The sequence below is a fragment of the Arsukibacterium sp. UBA5043 genome, assembly GCA_002415085.1.
In the GTDB taxonomy this organism is placed as follows: domain Bacteria; phylum Pseudomonadota; class Gammaproteobacteria; order Enterobacterales; family Alteromonadaceae; genus Alishewanella.
Genome location: DIBV01000004.1, coordinates 195,228 through 216,737, shown reverse-complemented (window position 1 = coordinate 216,737; position 21,510 = coordinate 195,228). Strand labels below are relative to the sequence as shown.

Sequence of the window (21,510 nt, the reverse complement as noted above, 5' to 3'; positions counted from 1 at the left end):
GAGAAGCCGGCCAGATTTGTCTGTAATATCTACCCGGCTTTGTAAAATTAACAAAATTGCCAACGGCCTGGCGGCATGAAAATAAGCTTACTGTAAATCAAACCGCGGAGGAGTAATGCGTCAGCGAACTAACACCGACTTAGCAGCAGATAGCCAGCATCAAGCTGCCGCCACTGACCAAGTTGATATTTGCAGCTACTATGCAGATACGTTTTTCTGGTTACAGCAATATGACACAGTGTTATGGCACGACCCACCGGCGCAACCGGGCGGTGAGCTGCCTTCACTACCAACAGCCCGTAAGGCATTAGCGACACTAAAAACCCGCTTAATCGCTAAAGGCGAAGCTGATGAACATTTTGCCAACGAACGTGGCAACGGCCTGGCCGTTATATTTGCAGCGCTGCAACAAAAGGTTTTTGACGAGCCGGCCTATCCCACTGTCGAAAGTAAAGCTGCTCACCTGCTGTACTTTATCGTCAAAGATTATCCTTTTACCGACGGTAATAAACGAAGTGCGGCATTTTTGTTTGTTGATTTTCTAAAGCGTAACCAGCGGTTACTGAACCATGAGGGCCAACCGTGCATTACCAATACCGGCCTTGCTGCACTGACCCTACTAATCGCTGAGTCAAAGGCCTGTCAAAAACACACCATAATCCAGCTGATTATGCATATGCTGGCGGTCAAGCACACCGATTAAATGTCGGTTGAAATTATCAGACCGATTTTTCCGTAATTGTCACAACTATTAAAACTGCAAGTAGCCATAAATCATTGTAAACAAGCGAAAACAGATATAATGTCATCAACATCAAATTTACAAAGACAAACGAGTCCGTGCTTAAACACGGATCTTTCCGCCCAAGAAGTGTTACGTGTCCCAAATCGGGAGGCTGTGTGAAGCCTGAAATACAAGCAAAATTTGCTACCTACCCGGTAGAAGCACAAGAGCAACTTAAGAGTATTCGCCGCTTGGTTTTTTCTGTCGCAGAAGAAAATGATCTAGGTACGGTTGAAGAAACTCTCAAGTGGGGTGAACTCAGCTATCTCGTGAACGGCGGCAGCACGATACGGATGGACTGGAAGTCAAACGATCCAGATTTTATTAAGGTGTATTTTCACTGCCAGACTAGCTTGGTCGAGACCTTTAGAGAAATATACCGATATGAATTCACGTATGAGGGGAAAAGGGCAATCGTTATTCCCTTGGGTGCATCTGACAGCGGCCCACTTCGTCATTGCCTACAGATGGCATTGAAGTACCATCGCTTAAAGCACCTCCCATTGCTTGGAGCTTAAGGTGGAGAAAGCACGTAACAAAGCCATTAAATTCGCTCCCTGTGGTCGCCGGACGCTCGTTCCTCGCGCAGTTTATGGCGGGCGTTATGTGATCCAGGTGACGACCTTATGAGATGTATCTTGGTATTTGTTTTTGCAATATTTCTAGCTGGTTGTGCCAGCAGTATAGCAATGCTGCAAACAGATACTCCCGGAGGGATAGAGTATCATTTCATATTTGGCAGAATGTTAATTGACTACGAAAAAGTTGAAGGTCTCAATCAGGAATATCGTATGGTCAACTTCGAGGAGCAATTGAGTGCAATTTTACAGCGTGATCAAAACACAGCATCATGCTTTGTCATTCCGGGCACAATCAATTTCGGGGAACCCGGTTCGCAAGCCGCGGCCCGGGTGCGCAGCGTCAAATTAGTCAATTTCCAGGTTCAAGAGGGTATTTATGCTCGTGATGGTGCCCCCGTTTATAGTTACGTTTTGTCTCGTGATTAGTATTCGAGCAAGCTAACAATACTGCCCCGCCACCCAGCCGCTGGCCCAGGCCCATTGGAAGTTATAGCCGCCAAGCCAGCCGGTGACGTCGACCACCTCGCCGATAAAATACAGGCCGGGTTGCTGTTTTGCTTCCATAGTTTTGGATGACAGATAATCGGTATCGACGCCGCCAATGGTCACCTCCGCGGTGCGGTAGCCTTCAGTGCCGTTGGGTTTAAAAACATAAGCATGCAAATTATCGGCAAGTTGTTGCATGGTTCTCGGATTTAACGCTTTCAGCGGCTGGTTAGTGAATACACTCAGCGCCAGCAGTTTTTCCACCAGTCGTTTCGGTAGCAATTTTGCCAGCGCGGTTTTAACTTCCTGCTCCGGGTGGGCGTGTTGCTGGCTGGCCAGAAACTCTGCCACATTGGTATCGGGCGCCATATTGACGATGACATTATCGCCCGGCTGCCAGTAGCTGGATATTTGTAATATCGCCGGCCCGCTTAAGCCGCGGTGAGTAAACAACATATCTTCCGGAAACAGCGTACCATTGGCTTCTGCGGTGACCGGCAGTGACACCCCACTTATTTCCTCAAATACCGCTTTATCACTTGGTTGCCAGGTTAAGGGCACCAATGCAGCGCGCAGTGGCAACACTTTTAAACCAAACTGCTCGGCCAGCTGAAAACCAAAAGCGGTAGCACCTAAATTGGGCAGGCTTAAACCACCACTGGCCACCACCAAACTCTGGCATTGCCGGCTTAGCTCAGGAGTAGTAACAGTGTAATTACCATCGGCAAAGCTGACTGCTGTTATCTGCTGTTGCAGCGCAAGCTGCACATTGGCGGCTTTGGCTTCGCTTAGCAGCATCTCGACAATGTCTTTGGCCGAATCATCACAGAATAGTTGGCCGAGGGTTTTCTCGTGATAAGCAATGCCGTGCTTTTGGACTAAGGCAATAAAGTCCCACTGGGTATAGCGGCTCAGTGCCGACTTACAAAAGTGTTTATTTTGCGACAGAAAGTTTTCCGGGCTGCTGTAAATATTGGTGAAATTACAGCGACCACCGCCTGACATCAGAATTTTCCGGCCCGGCCGTTTACCGTTATCCAGCAGCAACACCTTGCGGCCGCGGTTACCGGCCTCTATCGCACACATCAGGCCTGCGGCACCGGCACCCACCACTATTACATCCCACTGCTGCATGTTTTGCCGCCTGTCTGCTGAAAAGGGCTATTGTCGGTGACCGGCTCGTCAGATGCAATTGGCAAACGCGATCTTAATCATAGTTCTAAAACACCAACGCTTATGCAGTTTACTGCTAACTAATGCTTTTAAAGTATAAAGCAACCGCTTAACTGCCATATATCGCCAGCCTCACTGGCTTACAGGGCTAGGGTTGTTGCTAATTTCGTCCAAATAAAATAGCCCTTTTATGGAAACAAACCGATTTACTGCGCTTAGCTATTAACAGTTGTCACCAATTCACGGATTTACACTTAGTTACATTTTGGATAATAGTAAGTTTGATGTTATTGCGGGTTTGCAATAAGTGGTCATCCCATCCAGGAAATTATAATTACTATAAACAATAAGAGTGTATCCATGAATAAAGCCAAATTTAAACTTAGCCAGCTTGCGCTGCTTTGCATACCCGCCAGTCTTTTCATGACACCGGCAATCGCTAGTGACGACACAGATTACAGCAATGGCCCTGCCACCCGCTTTATTATCAAATATAAAGAATCAGCGATCGCCGGCATGACGGAAGCACTGCCAGCCAGTATAGGCCAGCAGCGCAAAGCAGAGCTGATGCAACGCCGGGCAGAACGGTTAAGCAGCCGTGGTGGGGAAAATATGCGTTTTGTCCGCCAGATGGCGCTGGACAAACGTGCAGTGTTTCGTGCTGAGCGGCAGTTATCGAAAAAAGAAACTCAGCGAATGATGGCGTTGCTGGCACAGGATGATGAAGTAGAACAGGTTGAAGAAGATCTCCTGTTGCAGGCCAGCTACACCCCGAATGACACTCAGTATACTGATCAATGGCATTATTATGATGCCACCGGCGGCTTACGGGCGCCCGCAGCGTGGGACAATGCAACTGGGCAGGGTGTCGTTGTCGCTGTGCTGGATACCGGCTACCGGCCACATATCGATCTAAATGCCAACTTGCTGCCTGGCTATGACATGATTTCAGACGCCTTTATTGGCAACGATGGTAACGGTCGCGATTCTGATGCCCGTGATCCGGGGGACTGGACAGACACCGGTGAGTGCGGCAACGGCCAACCCACCTCTTTTCGCGGCTCAAGCTGGCATGGTACTCACGTTGCCGGCACTATTGCTGCAGTAAGTAACAATAACCGCGGTGTCGCGGGCGTCGCATTTAATGCCAAAGTTGTACCTGTGCGGGTGCTGGGTAAATGTGGTGGTTATACCTCTGATATCGCCGATGGTATCATCTGGGCCGCAGGTGGCACCGTAAGTGGAGTGCCGGTAAACCCGAACCCTGCTGCAGTTATTAATATGAGTTTGGGTGGCGGTGGAGCCTGTAATTCCGCTACGCAAACTGCCATTAACAATGCCAGAAGCAATGGCGCCGTTGTGGTTATTGCGGCTGGTAACGATAATAGCAATGCAAACAACTTTAACCCGGGCAATTGTGCTGGGGTCATTAACGTTGCTGCCACCGGCAAAAATGGTGGCCGCGCCTATTACTCCAACTACGGCACCTCAGTAGATGTGGCAGCACCGGGCGGTGCCATGAACTCTGCCAACGATCCCAATGGTGTCCTGTCAACTTACAATACCGGTTCTACCACGCCTGCCAGCGACAGTTACGGCTACAGCCAGGGAACCTCGATGGCGGCACCGCATGTAGCAGGTGTTGCTGCGCTGATAAAACAGGCTAAACCAACTGCAACTCCAGATGAAATTGAATCAATATTGAAAAACACGACCCGTAGCTTTGCTGCAGCCTGTAGCGGTTGTGGCAGCGGTATAGTGGATGCCAACGCTGCCGTATTGGCAGCGCAGGGCAGTGGCGGCGGCACAACGCCTCCAGCCGATAACGAACTGGTAAAAGCCGTGGCGAAAACCAGTTTGTCTGGTGCTGCCAATTCTAGCCGTTATTACACTATTACCGTGCCTGCGGGTGCGACCAACCTGAGCTTTAATATGTCGGGCGGTAGCGGCGATGCTGATTTATATGTTCGTTTTGGTAACCAACCCACAACTTCAAGCTATGACTGCCGGCCTTATCAAGGTGGCAACGCAGAAAGCTGCAGCTTCGCCAGCCCACAAGCGGGCGTATACCATGTGATGATTCAGGGATATAGCGCGTATGCCGGTATGTCACTGGTTGCAGATTATACTGCACCTGCCGGTGGTGGCAGTACTGGCGGTGGTGGTACCTTAGATAACCTGAGCGCTACTAAAGGTAACTGGTTACATTATACCATTACGGTACCTGCAGGCATGAGTTCATTGACGGTTAACAGCTCGGGCGGTACCGGCGATGCGGACTTATATGTGCGTCGCGGCAGCCAGCCTACAACGACTACCTATGACTGTCGCCCTTATAAGACGGGTAACAATGAAAGTTGCAGCTTCAGTAATCCACAAGCAGCTGTTTATCATATCAGCTTACGCGCTTACAGCAGCTTCAGCGGCCTGAAACTGGTTGTTGAATATAAGCCTTAACCGGCTTTAGCTATACATAACAAGGGCGCCAACGGCGCCCTTATTTTTTGCGGATACCAAGGTTGTTCAGGGGTTTAGTAACCGGTGCAGTTGTGCCTTGGCCAGGGGTTCATCCTGTGCTGCTGCTAACTGATAATAATCCCGGGCTTTAATTAAATCCCGGCCAACACCACGACCATTTTCGTACATCCAGCCCAGATTATACTGCGCCATCGCATAGCCTTGCTCAGCAGCTTCACTGAATAATGCAACCGCTTTTTTATCGTCTGCTTTTACCAGCCGGCCATTTTTATAAAACATACCAAGTGCCGTTAACGCCCGTGGCACTTTAGCATCCAGCGAGCGTTGATACAGCGCGAGCGCACGAGCTTCATCTTGCGATACACCATAGCCCTTCTCATACAACCAGCCCAGATGGGCTAACGCCCGGCTATGCTGCTGATCAGCAGCCAGCTGGTACCAATAAACCGCTTGCTGATCATCTTGTTTAACGCCACGGCCCGTCTCAAACCGCAGCCCCATATTAAACTGAGCATCGGCATCACCACTTTGCGCAACCTTCTGATACCAGTACACGGCCTGCTGCTCATTTTGGGCGACACCACGGCCATTAGCATACATAAAGCCCAGATTATACATGGCAAACACTTCGCCCTGCTTAGCCGCCTGTTGATACCAGCTCACCGCAGCTGCGTCATCCTGCGCAGTGCCGGTGCCGTTGGCCAGGCGCAGCGCTGTAGTGTACTGAGCTATTGCCAACCCTTGTTGCGCCGCTGCTTCAAACCACTTAAAAGCCTGCTGTTCGTCTACTGCTACCCCGGTTCCATCGGCGTAACATAAGCCTAACTGATACTGAGCATTGGCTGAGCCCTGGCTTGCCGCCAGTTCAAATAGCTCAACGGCCCGGCGCAAATCCTCCTGGCGACCACCGCTTTGTTGTAATAACATGCCAAGGTAATAACTGGCGTCGCCGTCTTGCTGGGCTGCTGCCTGTTCCAGCCATTCTGTGGCCCGGCCGGTGTGAGCACGCACCCCCCGCCCCTGCAGGTAACTGGCACCAACTTCACGCTGGGCCGCCGCCAAACCTTGCTCAGCCGCTCTTGAAAATAATTTAAAGGCAGTATCATCGTTTTTGCTGACACCTTTACCGTCGCGATAAAGTAACCCCAGCTGGTACGCTGCCCGGGTATGGTTTTGAGCTGCTGCCAGCTGCAGCCACCGCGCCGCCTGCGTCATATCAACTGCGCTGCCACGACCATCGCTGTACCGGTTAGCAACAATAAACTGGGCATCTACATCGCCCTGAGTAGCGGCCTTCTCAAACCAATTAAGCGCAGCGCTTTCATCCTGCTTAACACCCCGGCCATTGGCATACATATAGCCCAGATTATACTGGGCCAGCACATGTTGCTGCTCTGCAGCCTGCCGATACCAGTACACTGCCTGGGTATCATTTTTGCCAACACCACGACCATTGGCGAATAAAGTCGCAAGATGATATTGCGCCCCCGCCATGCCTTGCTCAGCGGCGGCGACAAACCAGTTTGCCGCTTCGGTAAAATCAACGGCAACACCAAGGCCATTAGCATAAAGTGCGGCGAGGTTATACTGCGCATCCAGATGACCATTTTGCGCCAGAGGTAACCACTGGGCCAATGCCTCTCCATAGTTACCACGGTTAAATTCGCGCATGCCCGTATTAAAGTTGGCTGAGCCCGCATCTACCGAGCTGACACCAGATGTGGCCACCGCAGTGTTGACGATAGTTTTATCAGCGCTACGCTCAGCCACAATATTGTCGTCGCTTTGTTGCTGACTGCCAGCTTGAGCCACTGCCAGTGCCGCGGCCGGATTGCTGGTGCCTAGCCTCAACTCGGTGGTATTGCTCACCGCTGCCCGCCGGGGGCCTGGCGTTGCTGATGTGGTTGTGGGTGTCGTTGCCGGCGCGGGTGCCTGTACAGACACTGCCGCCGTGGGCGTTGCTGCAGCTGATTGCTCAGTCCTGAGTTGTTCAGCGCCGCGTTCAATATCACGCTTTGCGGCAGATATTTCTGCAAAATCGGTGCTGTTAGACGCAGCCTGCTCCAGCCAGTATGACGCTTGCAGTGGGTCTTGCTCTACCCCCTGCCCCAGTGAATAGGCTTTGGCCAATTCAAACTGCGCCGCCGTTACCCCTTCCATAGCCAGATTTTGCCAAAGCTCTACCGCTTTGGCGTGCCTGCCATCCTCAAAAGCCGTTTTTGCTTCTGCCATTATTTCGGAATTATCTGCTGCTGCCACCAAACTGACTGCGAGCAATGCTGTTGTTATTATATTTAGCCGCATAGATGCCCCTCCGCTGCCATAGTTATACCAAAGTTCAACTAAGACACCAACAGCTTAATCCATTATATAAGCGTTAAATAATGGTAAAGCAGCGCACCAAAACTGCGACAAAGCGCTATTTATGCGGGTTTAACGGCTTTTTGGTTGTAGATAGCCTTTAATAACATTTTGCCAGCTGTCTGCCTGCCAGTGAAAAGGACTAAGCTTTACCTGCTCTTTATCAAAAGATCGCAGCAAGCGCTGCAGATTATCCTGCTGCCAGCTGCCCGGCAAACGACGCCGGCATTTATCAAAATCAATCAACCAGATGGTACCGCTGCTATCGAGCAAAATATTGCGGCAATTTAAATCAGTATGGTCGACCCCCGCATCGTGTAAGCGGGCTATGGCCGCACCAACCGCCTGTAACTCTTGTTCGGTAAGGGCGCGCTCATGATGTAAAATATAGGCCAGATCGCGGCTATCGTTTATCCGTTCAATCAGCAGATCAGCCCGGTAGCTCAGCCCCGCCTGCTGATAGCGCGCGGCAACAGGCCTGGGCACCGCCAGCCCTTGCTGCCGCATCCATTGCAATAAGCTGAATTCCTGCATCGCGCGGCTGTACAGGGCGCTCTGGTAGAAAAACCGGTCTTTATTAACTTTGCCCGCCAAACCACCGCGATAATAATGACGCAGTACTAACTGCTGCTGGCGGTGGTGGTGTCCATGTCGGACAAACCATGCAGTATTGCGGCCGGTCGAGCTGCCGGTCACTGCCTGCTGCTGCTGCCACCAGCCAGGGTCAAACTGCGCTGCGCTTATCTTGTCGAACAGATCAGTGCGAAACCAGTATAATTCGTTGCCAGCAGTCTGGCGCCGGACATAGGTCAGACTGTCGCCACATAATGCGGCTATCGCCATACTGCTGCGCTTTACTGCGCCTTGCTGAGACTGAAAGAACTGCTGCGCCAGCTCGCCCTGCTGCTGGCGCAAAACCGGATCAGATAACATGGCAACCGTATTGGCATGCAACTGGTCAACATTCTGAACAATGCTGACGGCGTGTCGCTGGGCCAGCTGGTGATAGGCATCGGCGAAATTAAAATAGTGCGGCCCGGTTTGTACTGCTTTACCGAAACAAATCGCCTCCAGCGGGTTATGGCCGCCACGACCAATTAAACTGCCGCCAATAAATACCAGACTGGCCTGCTGATACCAGCCGAGTAACTCCCCCATACTGTCAATCAGCGCTATTTCAATACCAGCCGTTGGCACGCCCCCTGCGCTGCGGCGCCACAATTGCAAGCCGGCTTGCGTTGCCAGCGTAGCTACCTTATTAAAACGCTCCGGATGGCGCGGTACCAGTACCAGTAATAAATCAGGAAACTGTCGTTTAAGCTTCGGGTACAAGGATAACAGCTGTTCATCCTCTCCCTCGTGAGTACTGCCCGCTACCCAAATCAGCCGACCGGCCAGTGCCGGCGCTAGTGTCTCCTTGCTCAGCTGCAGACTATCAGGCAGGTGCATCTCAAATTTTAAATTGCCAGTGACCTGCACGTTACTATGGCCTAATGCCCGGAAGCGGCGGGCACTGGCGTTATCCTGCGCCAGTAATAAGCTTACCTGCTGCAATGCCGGCCGGGTAAGCCAGATAAAGCGCCGATAGCCCTTTGCGGAGCGGGCAGATAAGCGGGCGTTAACTAACACTGTTGGGATCAGGGTGTTATGGCATTGCCTTAGCAAATTGGGCCAAAGCTCTGTTTCAAGAATAACGATAAGCTGTGGCTGCAACTGCTGAAGAAAACGGCCTACCGCTCCCGGATAATCGAAGGGCAAATAACAATGCTGAACGGAATCACCCAGCCGGCTGGTGATAACAGCACTGCCGGTCGGCGTGGTGCAGGTAACCGTAAGCTGCTGGTTCGGATATTGCTGTTGCAACTGCTTAATTAGCGGTAGGGCAGCGATAACCTCACCCACCGATACCGCATGCACCACGATACCACCAGAGTGAATTTTGGCAGAAAGCCAGCCAAACCGCTCGGCAAGCCTTCGCGCATAACGCACGTCACGCAGTGAGCGCCAGCCAAGGTAGCCCAGTAGCGGCAGTAAACCAAGATACAATAACAGTTGGTAAGCAACGCGGCTTAACGCCTGAACCATAGTAACTTCCCGTCTAAACGCATATGTCGCCCGTTCAGGCTAAAGTCGCTATGATGCCAAATATCCGCCGGCTACACCAAAAGAATCTGTTTTGGCCCGACCTTTAATGCTAAACTTTTTGCCTTTGTAGCCGGTTTAACCCGCTAAACGTAACGCCGGAGTCGTGCATGACCGCAGCCAAACCCGATAACCGCTTGTCAGACAAAGCCAGCCCACTGGATAATTTTAAAGAGGTATTATTGCGCTTTGCCGCCTCTGGCTACTTTCCAGCCACTGCCTTTATTAAAAATCAGCCGGTTAAAACCGATTTGCCCATCGTACACGACAATATAAAACTGGAAATTGTTACCCATTGCTGGAACTACGCCCGCTTTTTTGTCTATCAGTTAAGCTCGTTGGTTAAGTATCCGCCAACCACAATGCAGGTTCGCTTTACCGTATTTTATTCTGAAGAAGATCAGGCGACTGCCAAACTGCTGCAGCATTTTCAAACCTTGTCAGTACCCAATGTTCAGTGGAACTTTCAGCCACTGGCAACGCCTTTGTTACTGCGGCGGGCCATTGGCCGTAACCGTGCAGCGAAAGAGACCCAAGCAGACTGGGTATGGTTTGCCGACTGCGATATGGTATTTCATGAAAACTGTCTGGATACCCTGGAGCAACTGCTCAAAGGCCGGCAGGAAATTCTGTTATTTCCGGACACCCTGCTGGTAACCCCACTACTGACTGAAGCCGACCCGATGATCTCGGCTGGTAAAGATAAAACCGAATTGCTGGAAGTGGACAAAACCAAATTTAAACCGCGTAAATTTGACCGGGCCACCGGTGCTATCCAGATTATTCACGGCGAAGTAGCACGCAACTGTGGTTATTGTGACGATTTGGCGGTATATCAGAAACCTAAGTACCACTGGACCAAAACCTATGAAGACCGCGCCGTGCGCTGGTTACTGGGTACCCAGGGTGTGCCTATAGCGCTGCCAAACCTGCTGCTTATCCGGCACGCTGAAAAAGGCCGTTACAAAGAAGACAGTAAAGTATCAGTGATCCGCAAAACCATTCGCCGGATTAAATCGGCACTGATTAATAAGTAGTATAAAATTGAAGCGGATAACCCTGCTAATTTATCCGCTCAGTTCATTTCTGGCATGCCGTATTCTTGGATCATATTATTGATTTGAAAATCATTTCCACTATCTGGTCGCTTGTTTAGTTGCCATAGCGATACCGACTTACTACTTTTCCAGACAATGAGTTTTTTATTACTTCCGGTGCGATGAATTGCGCAATTGTTTAAGGCGGCCATCCAGTACAGCCAAATATCATCGCCATGAGGCGATAAGCGGCAAAACTTAGCCACATCTGTCACATCTTGATGCAATGAACCCGGTGGAAATAATGCACCGGCACCACTGGTAAAAAATAAGCGATTATCTGGCCCACGCTGTTCGGTTTTAGCCTGCCAAAAGCGATAAGGTTGTACATACCCTTGATTATCTAAAGTTATATAGTGTGCTCTTAAACATACAATTTCGTGCTTGCCGCCTCGGTAGCCTGCCAGCAATTCAGCCAACCAATCATTGCGATAATAAATATCGTCATCAGCAGTAACATGGTAGGCCTCAGGATATTGAAGTAATGCCGGGATAAGCTTTTTATAAGACTTAATATCCTGCTCCACAAGCTCAATAGTTAACCCATGCTGCTCCAGTGCCAATACGTCTGACGGCAGTTGCTGATAATCATTTTTATACAGCCACAACACCACTTTGTCGACAATGACATTTTGTAGTAGTAAGGATTTTAACGTGAGATGTAGCGTGGCAAAACGTGGTGGATAAGAAGTTAGATTAACAATTAGCTCGCTATTAAGGTTATGGCGGCACTTATCTAAGCTATCACGGTTAGCCCACTGTTTGATAACTCGTGAATGCGCCGTATATTGTAACGGCACGCCTCGCAATGATTTGAGCTTACGCTGAAAATGGCGCTTTAAGGTCGTCAGAAATGCCATACTAAAATCTCTTTAAAACGCGCAAAACGTGATACCTCATTACAAATTGCGCGCTTAACATTTACAATCCTGCCAGCATCACTTCAGCTTTGCTGACTTCAAAAGTTTTTGGTGCTTCGACGTTCAGTTGGGTAACCACACCGTTTTCTACCAGCATGGCATAACGCTGCGAGCGTACCCCGCCAAAATCGCCGGTTTCCATGGTCAGGCCAACAGCGGTATGAAACGCCGCGCCACCATCGGCTAAAAACACAATTTCCTCAGCATTCTGGCTTTTGGCCCAGGCACTCATGACGAAAGCATCGTTTACGGCGGTGCAAATAATGGTATCAACGCCTTTAGCTTTAATTTGATCCGCCAGCGCAATGTAACCGGGTAAATGGGCCGCGGAACAGGTAGGCGTAAACGCACCTGGTACGGCAAACATCAGTACCTTTTTATTGGCGAATATCTGGCTGGTGGTAGGATTCATTACCCCTTCTTTGGTCAGTTGTGAAAAACTGACTTCTGGTAACTTGTCGCCGGTTTTAATCATTGGTATTTCCCCTGAGTTTACTTGTTAACAGTATTTATTTTTTCGCGATGCTAAATGGCAGCTTTAACATAGACATCAAAGCGATTGTTTTTGCCGCTGATCGACATGGTTGGCTGCTGCCCGGCCAGATAATCGGCGTAGCCCGGCCGCTTTACCACCACCCGCTTTTCAGCCAATTGCCAGGCCGGTGCCAGCAAGTTGTCTGCGTCATGGTCACTGCCAACAACATCATGAAAAGCCCGCATTTCTTTTTTAACCTGAGCCGATTTCTCTCTTGCCGGAAACATCGGGTCCAGAAACACGACATCTACCGCAGCGCTATTTTTAAGCGCCTGTATTGCCGGACAATGACACAGCTGCATGCGACCGGCTACGCTGCTTAACATGGGATCAGCCACTGCGCGGCGCAAGCCATCTGCCAGCAATGCGGCAACTGCAGGATTGCGTTCTACCAGGGTAACTGTGGCTCCCAGACTGGCCAGTACAAAAGCATCGCGGCCAAGACCTGCCGTCGCATCCAGGACCTGTAAATCACGTTTTTTGTGCAGCCCTACGGCTTTGGCTATCGCTTCACTTTTGCCACCGCCATGCTGGCGTCGGTAACTGCTGGCACCACTGGAAAAATCGACCAGGACCGCGCCTTGCTTTGGTAAGCGGCTGTTTAGCAGTACCAATGCGCCTTGCTGCATACTCAGGTACCAGCCATCTGGCTCCGTTGTCAGCTGCAGGCCGAACTGCTGTTGTAGTTGCTGGCTGTAATCGGCGCTTAAGCCGGCACTTTGCAGCAGCAAAATGGATGACATTTACCGTCTCACTCAGCTATTAAACTGGATTTTAAAGGGCAACAGTGTACCTGTTGCCCCTGCACCCTGACCAGCTTAAATTAATGGCTTAGCTTTTTGATATTATCGGCGCTGTCGCGATCAATTAGTTTTACAAAAGGGTCAACACCAGCAAACTGTGGTTGCTGCTCCACAATCAGCTCGATGGTGTTTTCACCGCTTATCAATTTATGCTTTTGCAAATAAAGTACGGCTTTTTCATTGGATAATTTGTCCGGATCGGCACTGAATAAACCAATATCAATCTGCTCGCTCAGCGGCTCGCTGTTTTGCTGCCCCTGCTCATCGGCCCTTAGCTTATCGGCGATTACGGTCAGTTGCACTTTATAGCGGCCATCAGCTTGCTGTTCACTGCTGGCAGTGGCCAAGCGTAAATCATACAGGGTAATGTGATTAAACTGATCGCGGATAAACGCCGCCTCCGCCTCATCGGTATTCAGGCTGATAAAGCGTACTAAATCTTCGGTGGTCGGAAATGGGTCACTGCGGTACTGATAGCGACTGGCAAATTGCTGTAAATTGGCATTTAAGCGCGCCTCCCCCAACCGGTCGGCTATGGCCATCATCACCACTGATCCTTTCTGATAATGAATATAACTTTGGTTTTCTGAGCGTAACAACGGCTGTTCGCCAATCCGTTCCGCCGAACGCCCGGCCAGGTATCGATCCAGCTCAAACCGCATAAACTTGCGGATATTGCCCCGGCCATATTTTTGTTGCATGACCATTAATGCAGCGTATTGCGACAAACTCTCTGAAATAACCGCGCTGCCTTGCACATCGGCCGCCCCCACCTGATGGCCCCACCATTGATGCGCCACTTCGTGCGCGGTAACATAGTACACCGGGTCGATATTGTCCGGGTCACGCAAGTCGGTAATAAAGCCGATTTGTTCAGAGTAAGGCACGGTATTGGCAAAGCTCTGGGCGAAACTGCGATAACCCGGAAATTCGATAATCCGTAATTGCCGGTGCTGATAGGGGCCAAATGCGTCGCTGAAATAATCAATTGAGTCGCGCACTGACTCCAGCATTCTCGCCACATTCCATGGGTGGCCGGCATGATAATACACTTCAATATTTATGCCTTTGTGTTGCTCGCGGGCAACCTCGTACCGGCCAGATGAGATGGAATAAAAATTAACCATTGGCTGGTCCATTTTATAGTGGAAATAGTTTCGACCGTATTGTTGCCACTGCCGTTGCAGGTAGCCGGGGACCAGAGCGGTTTGATCGGCACTGGTTGAGACTACGGCTTCAAACTGAATAAAGTTGCCGTCCTGACCAAAAAAATTCTGTTGATAAAAGCGCTTGTCTTCCAGTTTATTGGCGCGAGGTCGTGGTTGCAGGCCGCGTTTTTGCCGTTCATGGCGATCTTGCAGCTCATAGTTTTCCTGATAACCAAAACGAGGCAGTAAGTCCCAGTTATTAATAAAGGTACCGTTTTCCAACACGCTGTAATCAAAATTATTTTCTTTAATTCCACGATTCTGGCGTAACAATCGGATTTCACCGTTAACCTGCTGCCCCGGCTGCACCGGCTCGGCAAAGGTTAACCAGGATTGACGAAAACGCGCATCGCGCTCACTTAACGTGGCATTATCGATGGTGATGGTTAGCTGCTCGGTGTGCGCTGGCCAGTTAACCAGTAAGCGGCTAATTGGCTCTGCGGATTTGTTCTGCCAGTTCAGCAGCAACCGGGCCTGAATTTCCCGCGCCTGAGGGTAAATATCCAGTTCGGCTTTTACCCGGGTGGTCACCAGAATGGGTTGATCTTTTAACGAAGCAAATTGCTTCTCGTACTCAGCCTGCAAGTCCATGCGTTGTTCAGCCGTTTGGTAGCTATTCAGATAGCGGGTCTGCTGGATTAAAAAACTGCCACTGCCAACCGACAGCAACACACAAGCGCCAGCCGCTACCATACCACTGCGGCCCAGTTGATAGGGCAGCTGCCGTATCCGGACCGTTAGCTTTTGCAAAGGCCCACGGTGGTACAAGCCATAACCGACAATAAACAGTACGGCGGCGATCGCTCCCCAATACAACATATACCAGCTATGGCTTTGCAGGCTCCAGCCGTAACCGTTTAGATCAGAATAACCAACAGCAGGTGACGTGGCGAAATTATAAATACTGTGACCATAACCCCAGGACGACAGCACTGTAGTCAGCAGAAAATAACCAACAAACAACCCCATCCCTACATACTTATTCGGACTGATTACCTGCAGAAAAAACGCCAGTACGACAGTCAGAATAAAAGGCAGCAGGGTAAAATAACCCAGCCGCACCAGATACTGCAGTAATTCCAGGTTTTCAATGCCCTTAATCAGCTGAAATACCACTGTTGTTGCCATTGCAAACGCGTACAACAGCAACATAACCAGGCAAACGGCAACAAATTTGGCCAGCCAGAACACCAGATTAGGCACTGGCAAACTGTCGATGATATCGCCCATACCTGAGCTGCGTTCCCGCCAGACAACCTCGGCACAGTAATATACCGCCACTACAAAGATAATTAACCCCATAGCGCCGGTAATGTCACTGACCATGGTCTGGGTAAGTGGCCAGTTTGAGGTGCCATACCAGCCAAAATCAGCAAACATCGGCCCCACCAGATTCGCGACGGTTAATAAACCAAGAATCAAAAACGGTGCAGTGACAATTACCTGCTTAAATTCAAATTTCATCCGGGTAAAAAACATCGGTAAAGCGCTATAACTACTGGCTTTTAATTGCAAGGTAGACATGAGTATCACAGGCGTAGCGCGGGTTTTAGTACCCGGCTTTTTGTCCGCAACGCGGGTAAGCTGTGGCAGTTTAAATAAACCCGCCATCGCCAGCAATACGGCCGCCGCCGTCAGCCATAACAACCGATTTTGCAACAATACGCCGCTAACACTGACTAATTCGCTGTTCTTTTCAATAATGGTCCAGTAGCGCGCGATATCAGCATAAGTGCGCAGCGCAAAGGGATCGAGCAACGCAGCAATCTGGCGGTACTCAGGTAAACGGGCAAAATTACCGGCCAGAATATAAAACACCAGTAGCACTACCGCAACCAGATACAACGCCAGCATAGAACGAAAGCGGCGGGCAATAGCATAAAATAGCGCAGATAAGATAAACAGGCTGGGTGCCGAGAGCAGAAAAAACGCGTTTAAATAGTAGCTCAATTCGGTTGGACCAAAACGACTGGCATCAACCCAGGGCATAAAGCTGCCCAGCAACATACCCAATGGTACCGCCGAAAAAACCAGCAGCACCACCAGGTAACTGCCTGTAAAGCGGCCAAACTGATAAGCAAATGGCGCCAGTGGTTTGCTGTATATTAATTCTTCCATCTGATGGCTGTTGTTGCGAAGCGCGCTCGCACCAACAAAATTGACCACCAGAAACATGGCAAAAATACCCAGGGTCAGCAGAGTTTGCGCGATAGCAAAACTGCCGTTTTTCAGCACCTCACCGCCACTGCCAATACTGACAGAGTCAGATACTACGGATAAAAAACTGATTAAAAACAAAATAAGTGCCACCACATAAAAGGATGGCTGACGTAAATAGTAGCTAAGTTCAAACCTGAGCATGGCACTAAACATTAATGTTTCCTCAGGCAGCTGTGGCAGTGGGCTTAACCGACGTGCGACTGGCACGTAAGGTCGAAAAATAAACATCTTCCAGGCTGGCAGCGCAAGGCGAAAATCCCGGCGGCGGTTCTGGCGCAAATACATTTAATACCGTGCGACCGGCAAACAGACGTTTGGAGATCACCGGCAAGGTATGTTCCAGCTCTGCCGCTTCGCCCTGGCTGGCGGTAATGCTCCAGATCTGACCATTCAGCTCTTTGACTAGCTGCTGCGGGTTGCCCTGCAATAAAATTTCACCACCGGCCAGCACCGCCATATCGGGACATAGCTCGGCAACGTCATCAACAATATGAGTGGACAGAATAATCACTTTCTCTTCGCCCAGGCTAACCAGTAAATTATGAAAACGGTTTCGCTCCTCCGGGTCCAGACCGGCAGTCGGCTCATCAACTATTAACAAGTCGGGATTACCTAATAACGCCTGGGCAATACCGAACCGCTGACGCATGCCACCGGAAAAGCCGCTGACAGCTTTATCTTTGTGCTGATACAAATTGGTATGGGCCAGTAAACCTTCTACTACCTCCCGCCGCGGCTTGTTATCACTAAGCCCTTTTAAAATTGCCAGGTGGTCCAGTAGTTTGTAAGCGCTGATCCGCGGATAGACATTAAAATCCTGTGGCAGGTAACCCAGGGTTTTACGCAGGGCGGCCGGGTCTTGCAATACATTAATGCCGTCAAATGTAATAGTGCCGCTGTCCGCATCCTGTAACGTTGCGATGGTGCGCATTAGTGACGACTTACCGGCACCATTGGGGCCAAGCAGACCAAACATGCCCTTGGAAATCGTTAAATTAACGTTATTAAGCGCTTTTACGCCATTACCGTAGGTTTTAGATAAGCCGCTGATTTGTAGCATGGTAACTTTCCATGTGCTGATGAAAAGTACCACGCTAACACAGGGTTAAAATAACCAGAAGATGCTTTATGTTAGTAGCGCCGTTAATTTGTAAGCAAATATACAGCAGCGGAAATAAGGCGGTTTAGCGCTGCATCCCGGCATGGTTTTCACCACAACTTAGTGCCACTATCTGGCTGATTTCCTGCAAACTTAATCCTGATTGTTGTTGCCACAGGTTAAATTGTTGCTGGATCTGTTTTAAGCTGCGTTGACTGTTAATACCACCGTCAAATACGTTGTACGCCCGTAAATAGCCCTCAATATCCTGAGTCAGCAAGAAGGTATCTTTACCCATCGCACGCAACGCATAGGGCCCGGTATTGCCGCCGAGCCGGGCACCGTGTTTTTTTAAATAGGCCCATAAACCGATAATGTTATCGGTTGGCCAATCGGCGATAAAGCTGGCAAAACTGGGGTGGTGCTGCTGCACATCGTAAATCATCAGTGCATTATCGCGAATGGTAAAAACCTTATTTAAATTACGAATAATCCTGGGATCTGCGGCTTTTTGTTCCAGCATTTCATCACTGAACAACAGGATCTTTTCAACGTTAAAATCGAAAAATATGTCACAAAAACCCGGCCATTTCTGCCGTACCACCCGCCAGACAAAACCAGATTGAAATACTTTTTTGCTCAGTTCAGCCAGCCACAGGTTATCGGCTAATTTTGCCAGTTTAGCCGGCGCCAGAGGTCTGGTAATTAATGCCTGCAGCGCTGCTTCGCCCCCTTTGCGCTGACAGGCCCGCCGGTAAATTGCTGCGAAATCTTCTACTGTACCCGCCATACTGCCCCATTGTGATTGCTGCTTATCAATAACTGTTATTTTTGACCAGTTTGCACTGGCCGCCAGATAATTCGACTACCGGCTTCGGTACTACGGCACAGTCAGACATCCGGCCCAGTCGCACATTCTCCGCTTCAGCTGCGGCGTTATAAGCGGCAATTTTCGCCAGAATATCGGCTTCATTGCCGCCTTTGGTGGAGTAAGCAATGTAGCGTTCCGGGCCACCGCACGGTTTATGGCCAAAACCGGTTACCCGGCACTGGCTGGAACTATCGGCACTGGCGTCACCAATTGCGCTGAGGGCTTGACGTCTCAGGGCATCAACATTCTGGTCTGCTGGTAAGGTCATTTGTTTCTCCTTGGCTTTGACGGCTGCAATTGGATTTTGCTGCGGATCGATGGCTTCCACTAGTGGCTCAGGCGCCTGCCGTTCGTTATTTGCCGCCTGGCCTTGCTGACAGCCGGTGATCCCCAGGATTAATGCCACTAAAACTAGTTGATATTTCATTCGTCGCCTCCATTTTTAATTAATCCTGACAGAGCAAAACTGAATAAGCAATTAATTACCTGTTAACAATTTAGCCTGCTATACCCATATGCCTGAGAAAAGCTTCGTTAGACGGTTCCCGGCCGCGAAAACCTTTGAAAAGCTCCATAGGTTCGGCGCTGCCACCCCGCTCTAAAATCCAGTTCAGAAAGTCTCTGCCGGTTTCCGGATTAAATACACCTTCGGCTTCAAACCGGCTGAACGCGTCAGATGACAATACTTCAGCCCATAAATAGCTGTAATAACCTGCGCCATAACCGCCAGCAAATATATGGCCAAAGCCATGCTGAAAGCGGTTAAAACGGGGGGGTACAATTACTGATACCTGGCTTCGGACCTCGTCCAGTAACTGCTGGACTCCGTTGCCATCAGTAGTGTTGGCTGTGCCGGTGTATTCACTGTGCAAACGCATGTCAAATAGGGCGAACTCCAGTTGCCGCACTATAAACAGGGCTGACTGAAAGTTCTTCGCGGCCAGCATTTTTTGCAGCATATCATGGGGTAATGCTTCACCGGTTTGATAATGACCCGCGATAATCGCCAGGGCCTCTGGTGCCCAGCACCAGTTCTCCAAAAATTGACTGGGTAATTCCACTGCATCCCAGGCAACGCCATTAATGCCGGCTACGGCTGCCGCATCAACCTTGGTTAACATATGATGTAAGCCATGGCCAAACTCATGAAACAACGTAACCACTTCATCGTGGGTAAACAGCGCGGGTTTGCCACCTACCGGCTTATTAAAATTGCAGGTCAAATAAGCCACCGGACTTTGAACGCTGCCATCTGGCAAGATTCGCCGGCCCTGACAATCATCCATCCAGGCACCACCACGCTTTTGGCTGCGGGCATATAAATCCAGATAGAAACTCCCCCGCAGTTCGCCCTGGCTATCGGTAATATCATAAAACCGGACATCAGGATGCCAGACATCAACGTCAGTGCGCTGGGTCACGGTTAAACCAAACAGTCGATTGAGCACTTTAAATAGCCCTGGCACCACCTTTGTTTCTGGGAAATAAGGTCGCAATTGCTCATCAGAGACGGCGTACTTTGCTTGTTTCAGTTTTTCGCTGTAATAAGTTATATCCCAGGCTTTCAGCTCTGGTGCGTTAAACTGCTTTTGGGCAAAAGTGCTGAGTTCCGCCAGATCCTGCTCAGCCTGCGGTTTGGCACGACGGGCTAAATCGGTCAGAAAATCCAGTACCTGCGCCGGACTGTCTGCCATTTTGGTGACCAACGATTCTTGCGCCGCATTGGCAAAATCAAGCAGCTGCGCCAACTCATGTTTTAATGCCAGAATTTCTTCAATTACGGCACTGTTATCAAACTGACCGGCATGCGGTCCCTGATCTGATGCTCTGGTACAGTACGCGCTGTAAAGCTGCTCGCGCAGCTCCCGGTTATCAGCGTAGGTCATTACCGCGATATAACTGGGGAACTCCAGGGTAAACACCCAACCGGTTAACTCGCGGCTTTGCGCTTCTTCTGCCGCAGCAAGCCGGGCGTCTTCTGGCAGGCCGCTCAACAGAGTTTCGTCGGTAATATGTTTAAACCAGGCCTGCGTAGCATCCAGCGTATTATTGGCAAACTGCGAGCTTAAATCCGACAAGCGGCTCTGAATGTCGCCATATCGTTGTTTCTTGTCATCTGACAGACCAATGCCTGACAGCTTAAAGTCGCGCAACGCATTGGTAATCACTTTTTGCTGAGCCTGAGTTAAGTCGGCAAATTCATCACTTAAACTTAAGGTTTGATACGCTTGATATAAACCCTCATGCTGGCCCAGCCAGGTGCTGAATTCAGACAACAGCGGCAAACAGCTTTCATAGGCATCGCGTAGCTCCGGGCTATTGCGTACTGAATTTAAATGCGACACCGGTGACCACAGTTTACCCAGCCGTTCGCTGTCATGCTCTAATTGGGTAATCAGCGTTTGCCAGCTGATGTCACCCGAAGTAAGCAGTTGCTCCACCGCCTGACGCGACTGAGCAATAGCCGCTTCCACCGCAGGTTTTACCTGCTCAGGTTTAATCTGTGAGAATGGCGGTAAATCAGTAAAGGTGAGTAACGGGTTGCTGCTTAAGTCTGTAGATTGCTGCTGCATAGAATCTGACATAAAAAGTCCTGCGAATGGCTTCAGTTAATGTTGTCTATGTTGGGCTGCAACTGGCATTTGTCAAGGTGGCCTGCAACGGCTCGTCGTGCTTTCCACCCTAACCAAGCTTGTTTTTAACCCGGGGCAGTCTTATATCTGGCATAGTGAATAAATCTGAATACAAATAA

Annotated in this window: 15 protein-coding genes and 1 pseudogene; 5 read left to right on the top strand and 11 right to left on the bottom strand. The window is 50.0% G+C overall.

Annotation, left to right across the window (positions count from 1 at the left end):
* Positions 1-181 precede the first annotated feature (181 nt).
* From B2Q61_RS05135 to B2Q61_RS05125, 3 genes and pseudogenes are all read left to right on the top strand, one after another.
* Positions 182-703 (top strand): annotated as a pseudogene (locus B2Q61_RS05135) (Fic family protein); the annotation flags it as partial.
* A 197-nt stretch (positions 704-900) separates the two neighbouring features.
* A complete protein-coding gene (locus B2Q61_RS05130) occupies positions 901-1,302 on the top strand; it encodes a DUF1801 domain-containing protein (RefSeq protein ID WP_290620168.1) in 402 nt (133 codons plus the stop codon).
* Positions 1,303-1,410: 108 nt separating this feature from the next.
* Positions 1,411-1,791: a hypothetical protein gene (locus B2Q61_RS05125; protein ID WP_290620166.1), complete on the top strand. Its 381-nt coding sequence runs from the start codon at positions 1,411-1,413 to the stop codon at positions 1,789-1,791.
* A gap of 12 nt (positions 1,792-1,803) precedes the next feature.
* Here the strand turns inward: B2Q61_RS05125 and B2Q61_RS05120 are convergent, their stop codons facing one another.
* Complete coding sequence (locus tag B2Q61_RS05120; protein WP_290620164.1) at positions 1,804-2,985, bottom strand: NAD(P)/FAD-dependent oxidoreductase; 1,182 nt, start codon at positions 2,983-2,985, stop codon at positions 1,804-1,806.
* Positions 2,986-3,384: 399 nt separating this feature from the next.
* On the opposite strand from B2Q61_RS05120, the gene B2Q61_RS05115 reads away from it, so the two are divergent.
* A complete protein-coding gene (locus B2Q61_RS05115) occupies positions 3,385-5,481 on the top strand; it encodes a S8 family peptidase (RefSeq protein ID WP_290620162.1) in 2,097 nt (698 codons plus the stop codon).
* Between the two features lie 66 nt (positions 5,482-5,547).
* On the opposite strand, the gene B2Q61_RS05110 is transcribed toward B2Q61_RS05115, so the two are convergent.
* Positions 5,548-7,806 (bottom strand): SEL1-like repeat protein, encoded by a 2,259-nt coding sequence (locus tag B2Q61_RS05110; protein WP_290620160.1) that lies wholly within the window; start codon positions 7,804-7,806, stop codon positions 5,548-5,550.
* A gap of 129 nt (positions 7,807-7,935) precedes the next feature.
* The gene (gene waaA / locus B2Q61_RS05105) at positions 7,936-9,948 is read right to left on the bottom strand and encodes a lipid IV(A) 3-deoxy-D-manno-octulosonic acid transferase (protein ID WP_290620158.1); all 2,013 of its coding nucleotides are present in this window, start codon (positions 9,946-9,948) and stop codon (positions 7,936-7,938) included.
* Positions 9,949-10,115: 167 nt separating this feature from the next.
* On the opposite strand from waaA, the gene B2Q61_RS05100 reads away from it, so the two are divergent.
* Complete coding sequence (locus B2Q61_RS05100) at positions 10,116-11,042, top strand: glycosyltransferase family 2 protein (RefSeq protein WP_290620157.1); 927 nt, start codon at positions 10,116-10,118, stop codon at positions 11,040-11,042.
* Between the two features lie 38 nt (positions 11,043-11,080).
* Here the strand turns inward: B2Q61_RS05100 and B2Q61_RS05095 are convergent, their stop codons facing one another.
* The 8 genes from B2Q61_RS05095 to prlC all read right to left on the bottom strand — a co-directional run bounded on the left by B2Q61_RS05095 (position 11,081) and on the right by prlC (position 21,343).
* Positions 11,081-11,962, bottom strand: a complete 882-nt coding sequence (locus B2Q61_RS05095; RefSeq protein WP_290620155.1) for a hypothetical protein — start codon at positions 11,960-11,962, stop codon at positions 11,081-11,083.
* A gap of 61 nt (positions 11,963-12,023) precedes the next feature.
* The gene (locus B2Q61_RS05090; RefSeq protein ID WP_290620153.1) at positions 12,024-12,497 is read right to left on the bottom strand and encodes a peroxiredoxin; all 474 of its coding nucleotides are present in this window, start codon (positions 12,495-12,497) and stop codon (positions 12,024-12,026) included.
* A gap of 50 nt (positions 12,498-12,547) precedes the next feature.
* Positions 12,548-13,300, bottom strand: a complete 753-nt coding sequence (locus B2Q61_RS05085) for a class I SAM-dependent methyltransferase (RefSeq protein WP_290620151.1) — start codon at positions 13,298-13,300, stop codon at positions 12,548-12,550.
* 80 nt (positions 13,301-13,380) lie between these two features.
* Complete coding sequence (locus tag B2Q61_RS05080) at positions 13,381-16,941, bottom strand: ABC transporter permease/M1 family aminopeptidase (RefSeq protein WP_290620149.1); 3,561 nt, start codon at positions 16,939-16,941, stop codon at positions 13,381-13,383.
* A 10-nt stretch (positions 16,942-16,951) separates the two neighbouring features.
* Positions 16,952-17,848, bottom strand: a complete 897-nt coding sequence (locus B2Q61_RS05075; protein ID WP_290620147.1) for an ABC transporter ATP-binding protein — start codon at positions 17,846-17,848, stop codon at positions 16,952-16,954.
* 124 nt (positions 17,849-17,972) lie between these two features.
* Positions 17,973-18,677 (bottom strand): DNA-3-methyladenine glycosylase I, encoded by a 705-nt coding sequence (locus B2Q61_RS05070; RefSeq protein ID WP_290620145.1) that lies wholly within the window; start codon positions 18,675-18,677, stop codon positions 17,973-17,975.
* Positions 18,678-18,702: 25 nt separating this feature from the next.
* Positions 18,703-19,185: a hypothetical protein gene (locus B2Q61_RS05065; protein WP_290620143.1), complete on the bottom strand. Its 483-nt coding sequence runs from the start codon at positions 19,183-19,185 to the stop codon at positions 18,703-18,705.
* Between the two features lie 70 nt (positions 19,186-19,255).
* Positions 19,256-21,343, bottom strand: coding sequence for an oligopeptidase A (prlC, locus tag B2Q61_RS05060; protein ID WP_290620141.1), 2,088 nt, complete (start codon positions 21,341-21,343; stop codon positions 19,256-19,258).
* Positions 21,344-21,510: the final 167 nt, after the last annotated feature.

Bases quoted from the DNA above. Each gene is read 5' to 3' on its own strand.
- B2Q61_RS05125 (WP_290620166.1), top strand. From the start codon at position 1,411: ATGAGATGTATCTTGGTATTTGTTTTTGCAATATTTCTAGCTGGTTGT.
- B2Q61_RS05065 (WP_290620143.1), bottom strand. From the start codon at position 19,185: ATGAAATATCAACTAGTTTTAGTGGCATTAATCCTGGGGATCACCGGC.
- B2Q61_RS05110 (WP_290620160.1), bottom strand. From the start codon at position 7,806: ATGCGGCTAAATATAATAACAACAGCATTGCTCGCAGTCAGTTTGGTG.
- B2Q61_RS05100 (WP_290620157.1), top strand. From the start codon at position 10,116: ATGACCGCAGCCAAACCCGATAACCGCTTGTCAGACAAAGCCAGCCCA.
- B2Q61_RS05085 (WP_290620151.1), bottom strand. From the start codon at position 13,300: ATGTCATCCATTTTGCTGCTGCAAAGTGCCGGCTTAAGCGCCGATTAC.
- B2Q61_RS05075 (WP_290620147.1), bottom strand. From the start codon at position 17,848: ATGCTACAAATCAGCGGCTTATCTAAAACCTACGGTAATGGCGTAAAA.
- B2Q61_RS05080 (WP_290620149.1), bottom strand. From the start codon at position 16,941: ATGTTTAGTGCCATGCTCAGGTTTGAACTTAGCTACTATTTACGTCAG.
- B2Q61_RS05070 (WP_290620145.1), bottom strand. From the start codon at position 18,677: ATGGCGGGTACAGTAGAAGATTTCGCAGCAATTTACCGGCGGGCCTGT.
- B2Q61_RS05095 (WP_290620155.1), bottom strand. From the start codon at position 11,962: ATGGCATTTCTGACGACCTTAAAGCGCCATTTTCAGCGTAAGCTCAAA.
- B2Q61_RS05090 (WP_290620153.1), bottom strand. From the start codon at position 12,497: ATGATTAAAACCGGCGACAAGTTACCAGAAGTCAGTTTTTCACAACTG.
- B2Q61_RS05115 (WP_290620162.1), top strand. From the start codon at position 3,385: ATGAATAAAGCCAAATTTAAACTTAGCCAGCTTGCGCTGCTTTGCATA.
- waaA (WP_290620158.1), bottom strand. From the start codon at position 9,948: ATGGTTCAGGCGTTAAGCCGCGTTGCTTACCAACTGTTATTGTATCTT.
- prlC (WP_290620141.1), bottom strand. From the start codon at position 21,343: ATGTCAGATTCTATGCAGCAGCAATCTACAGACTTAAGCAGCAACCCG.
- B2Q61_RS05120 (WP_290620164.1), bottom strand. From the start codon at position 2,985: ATGCAGCAGTGGGATGTAATAGTGGTGGGTGCCGGTGCCGCAGGCCTG.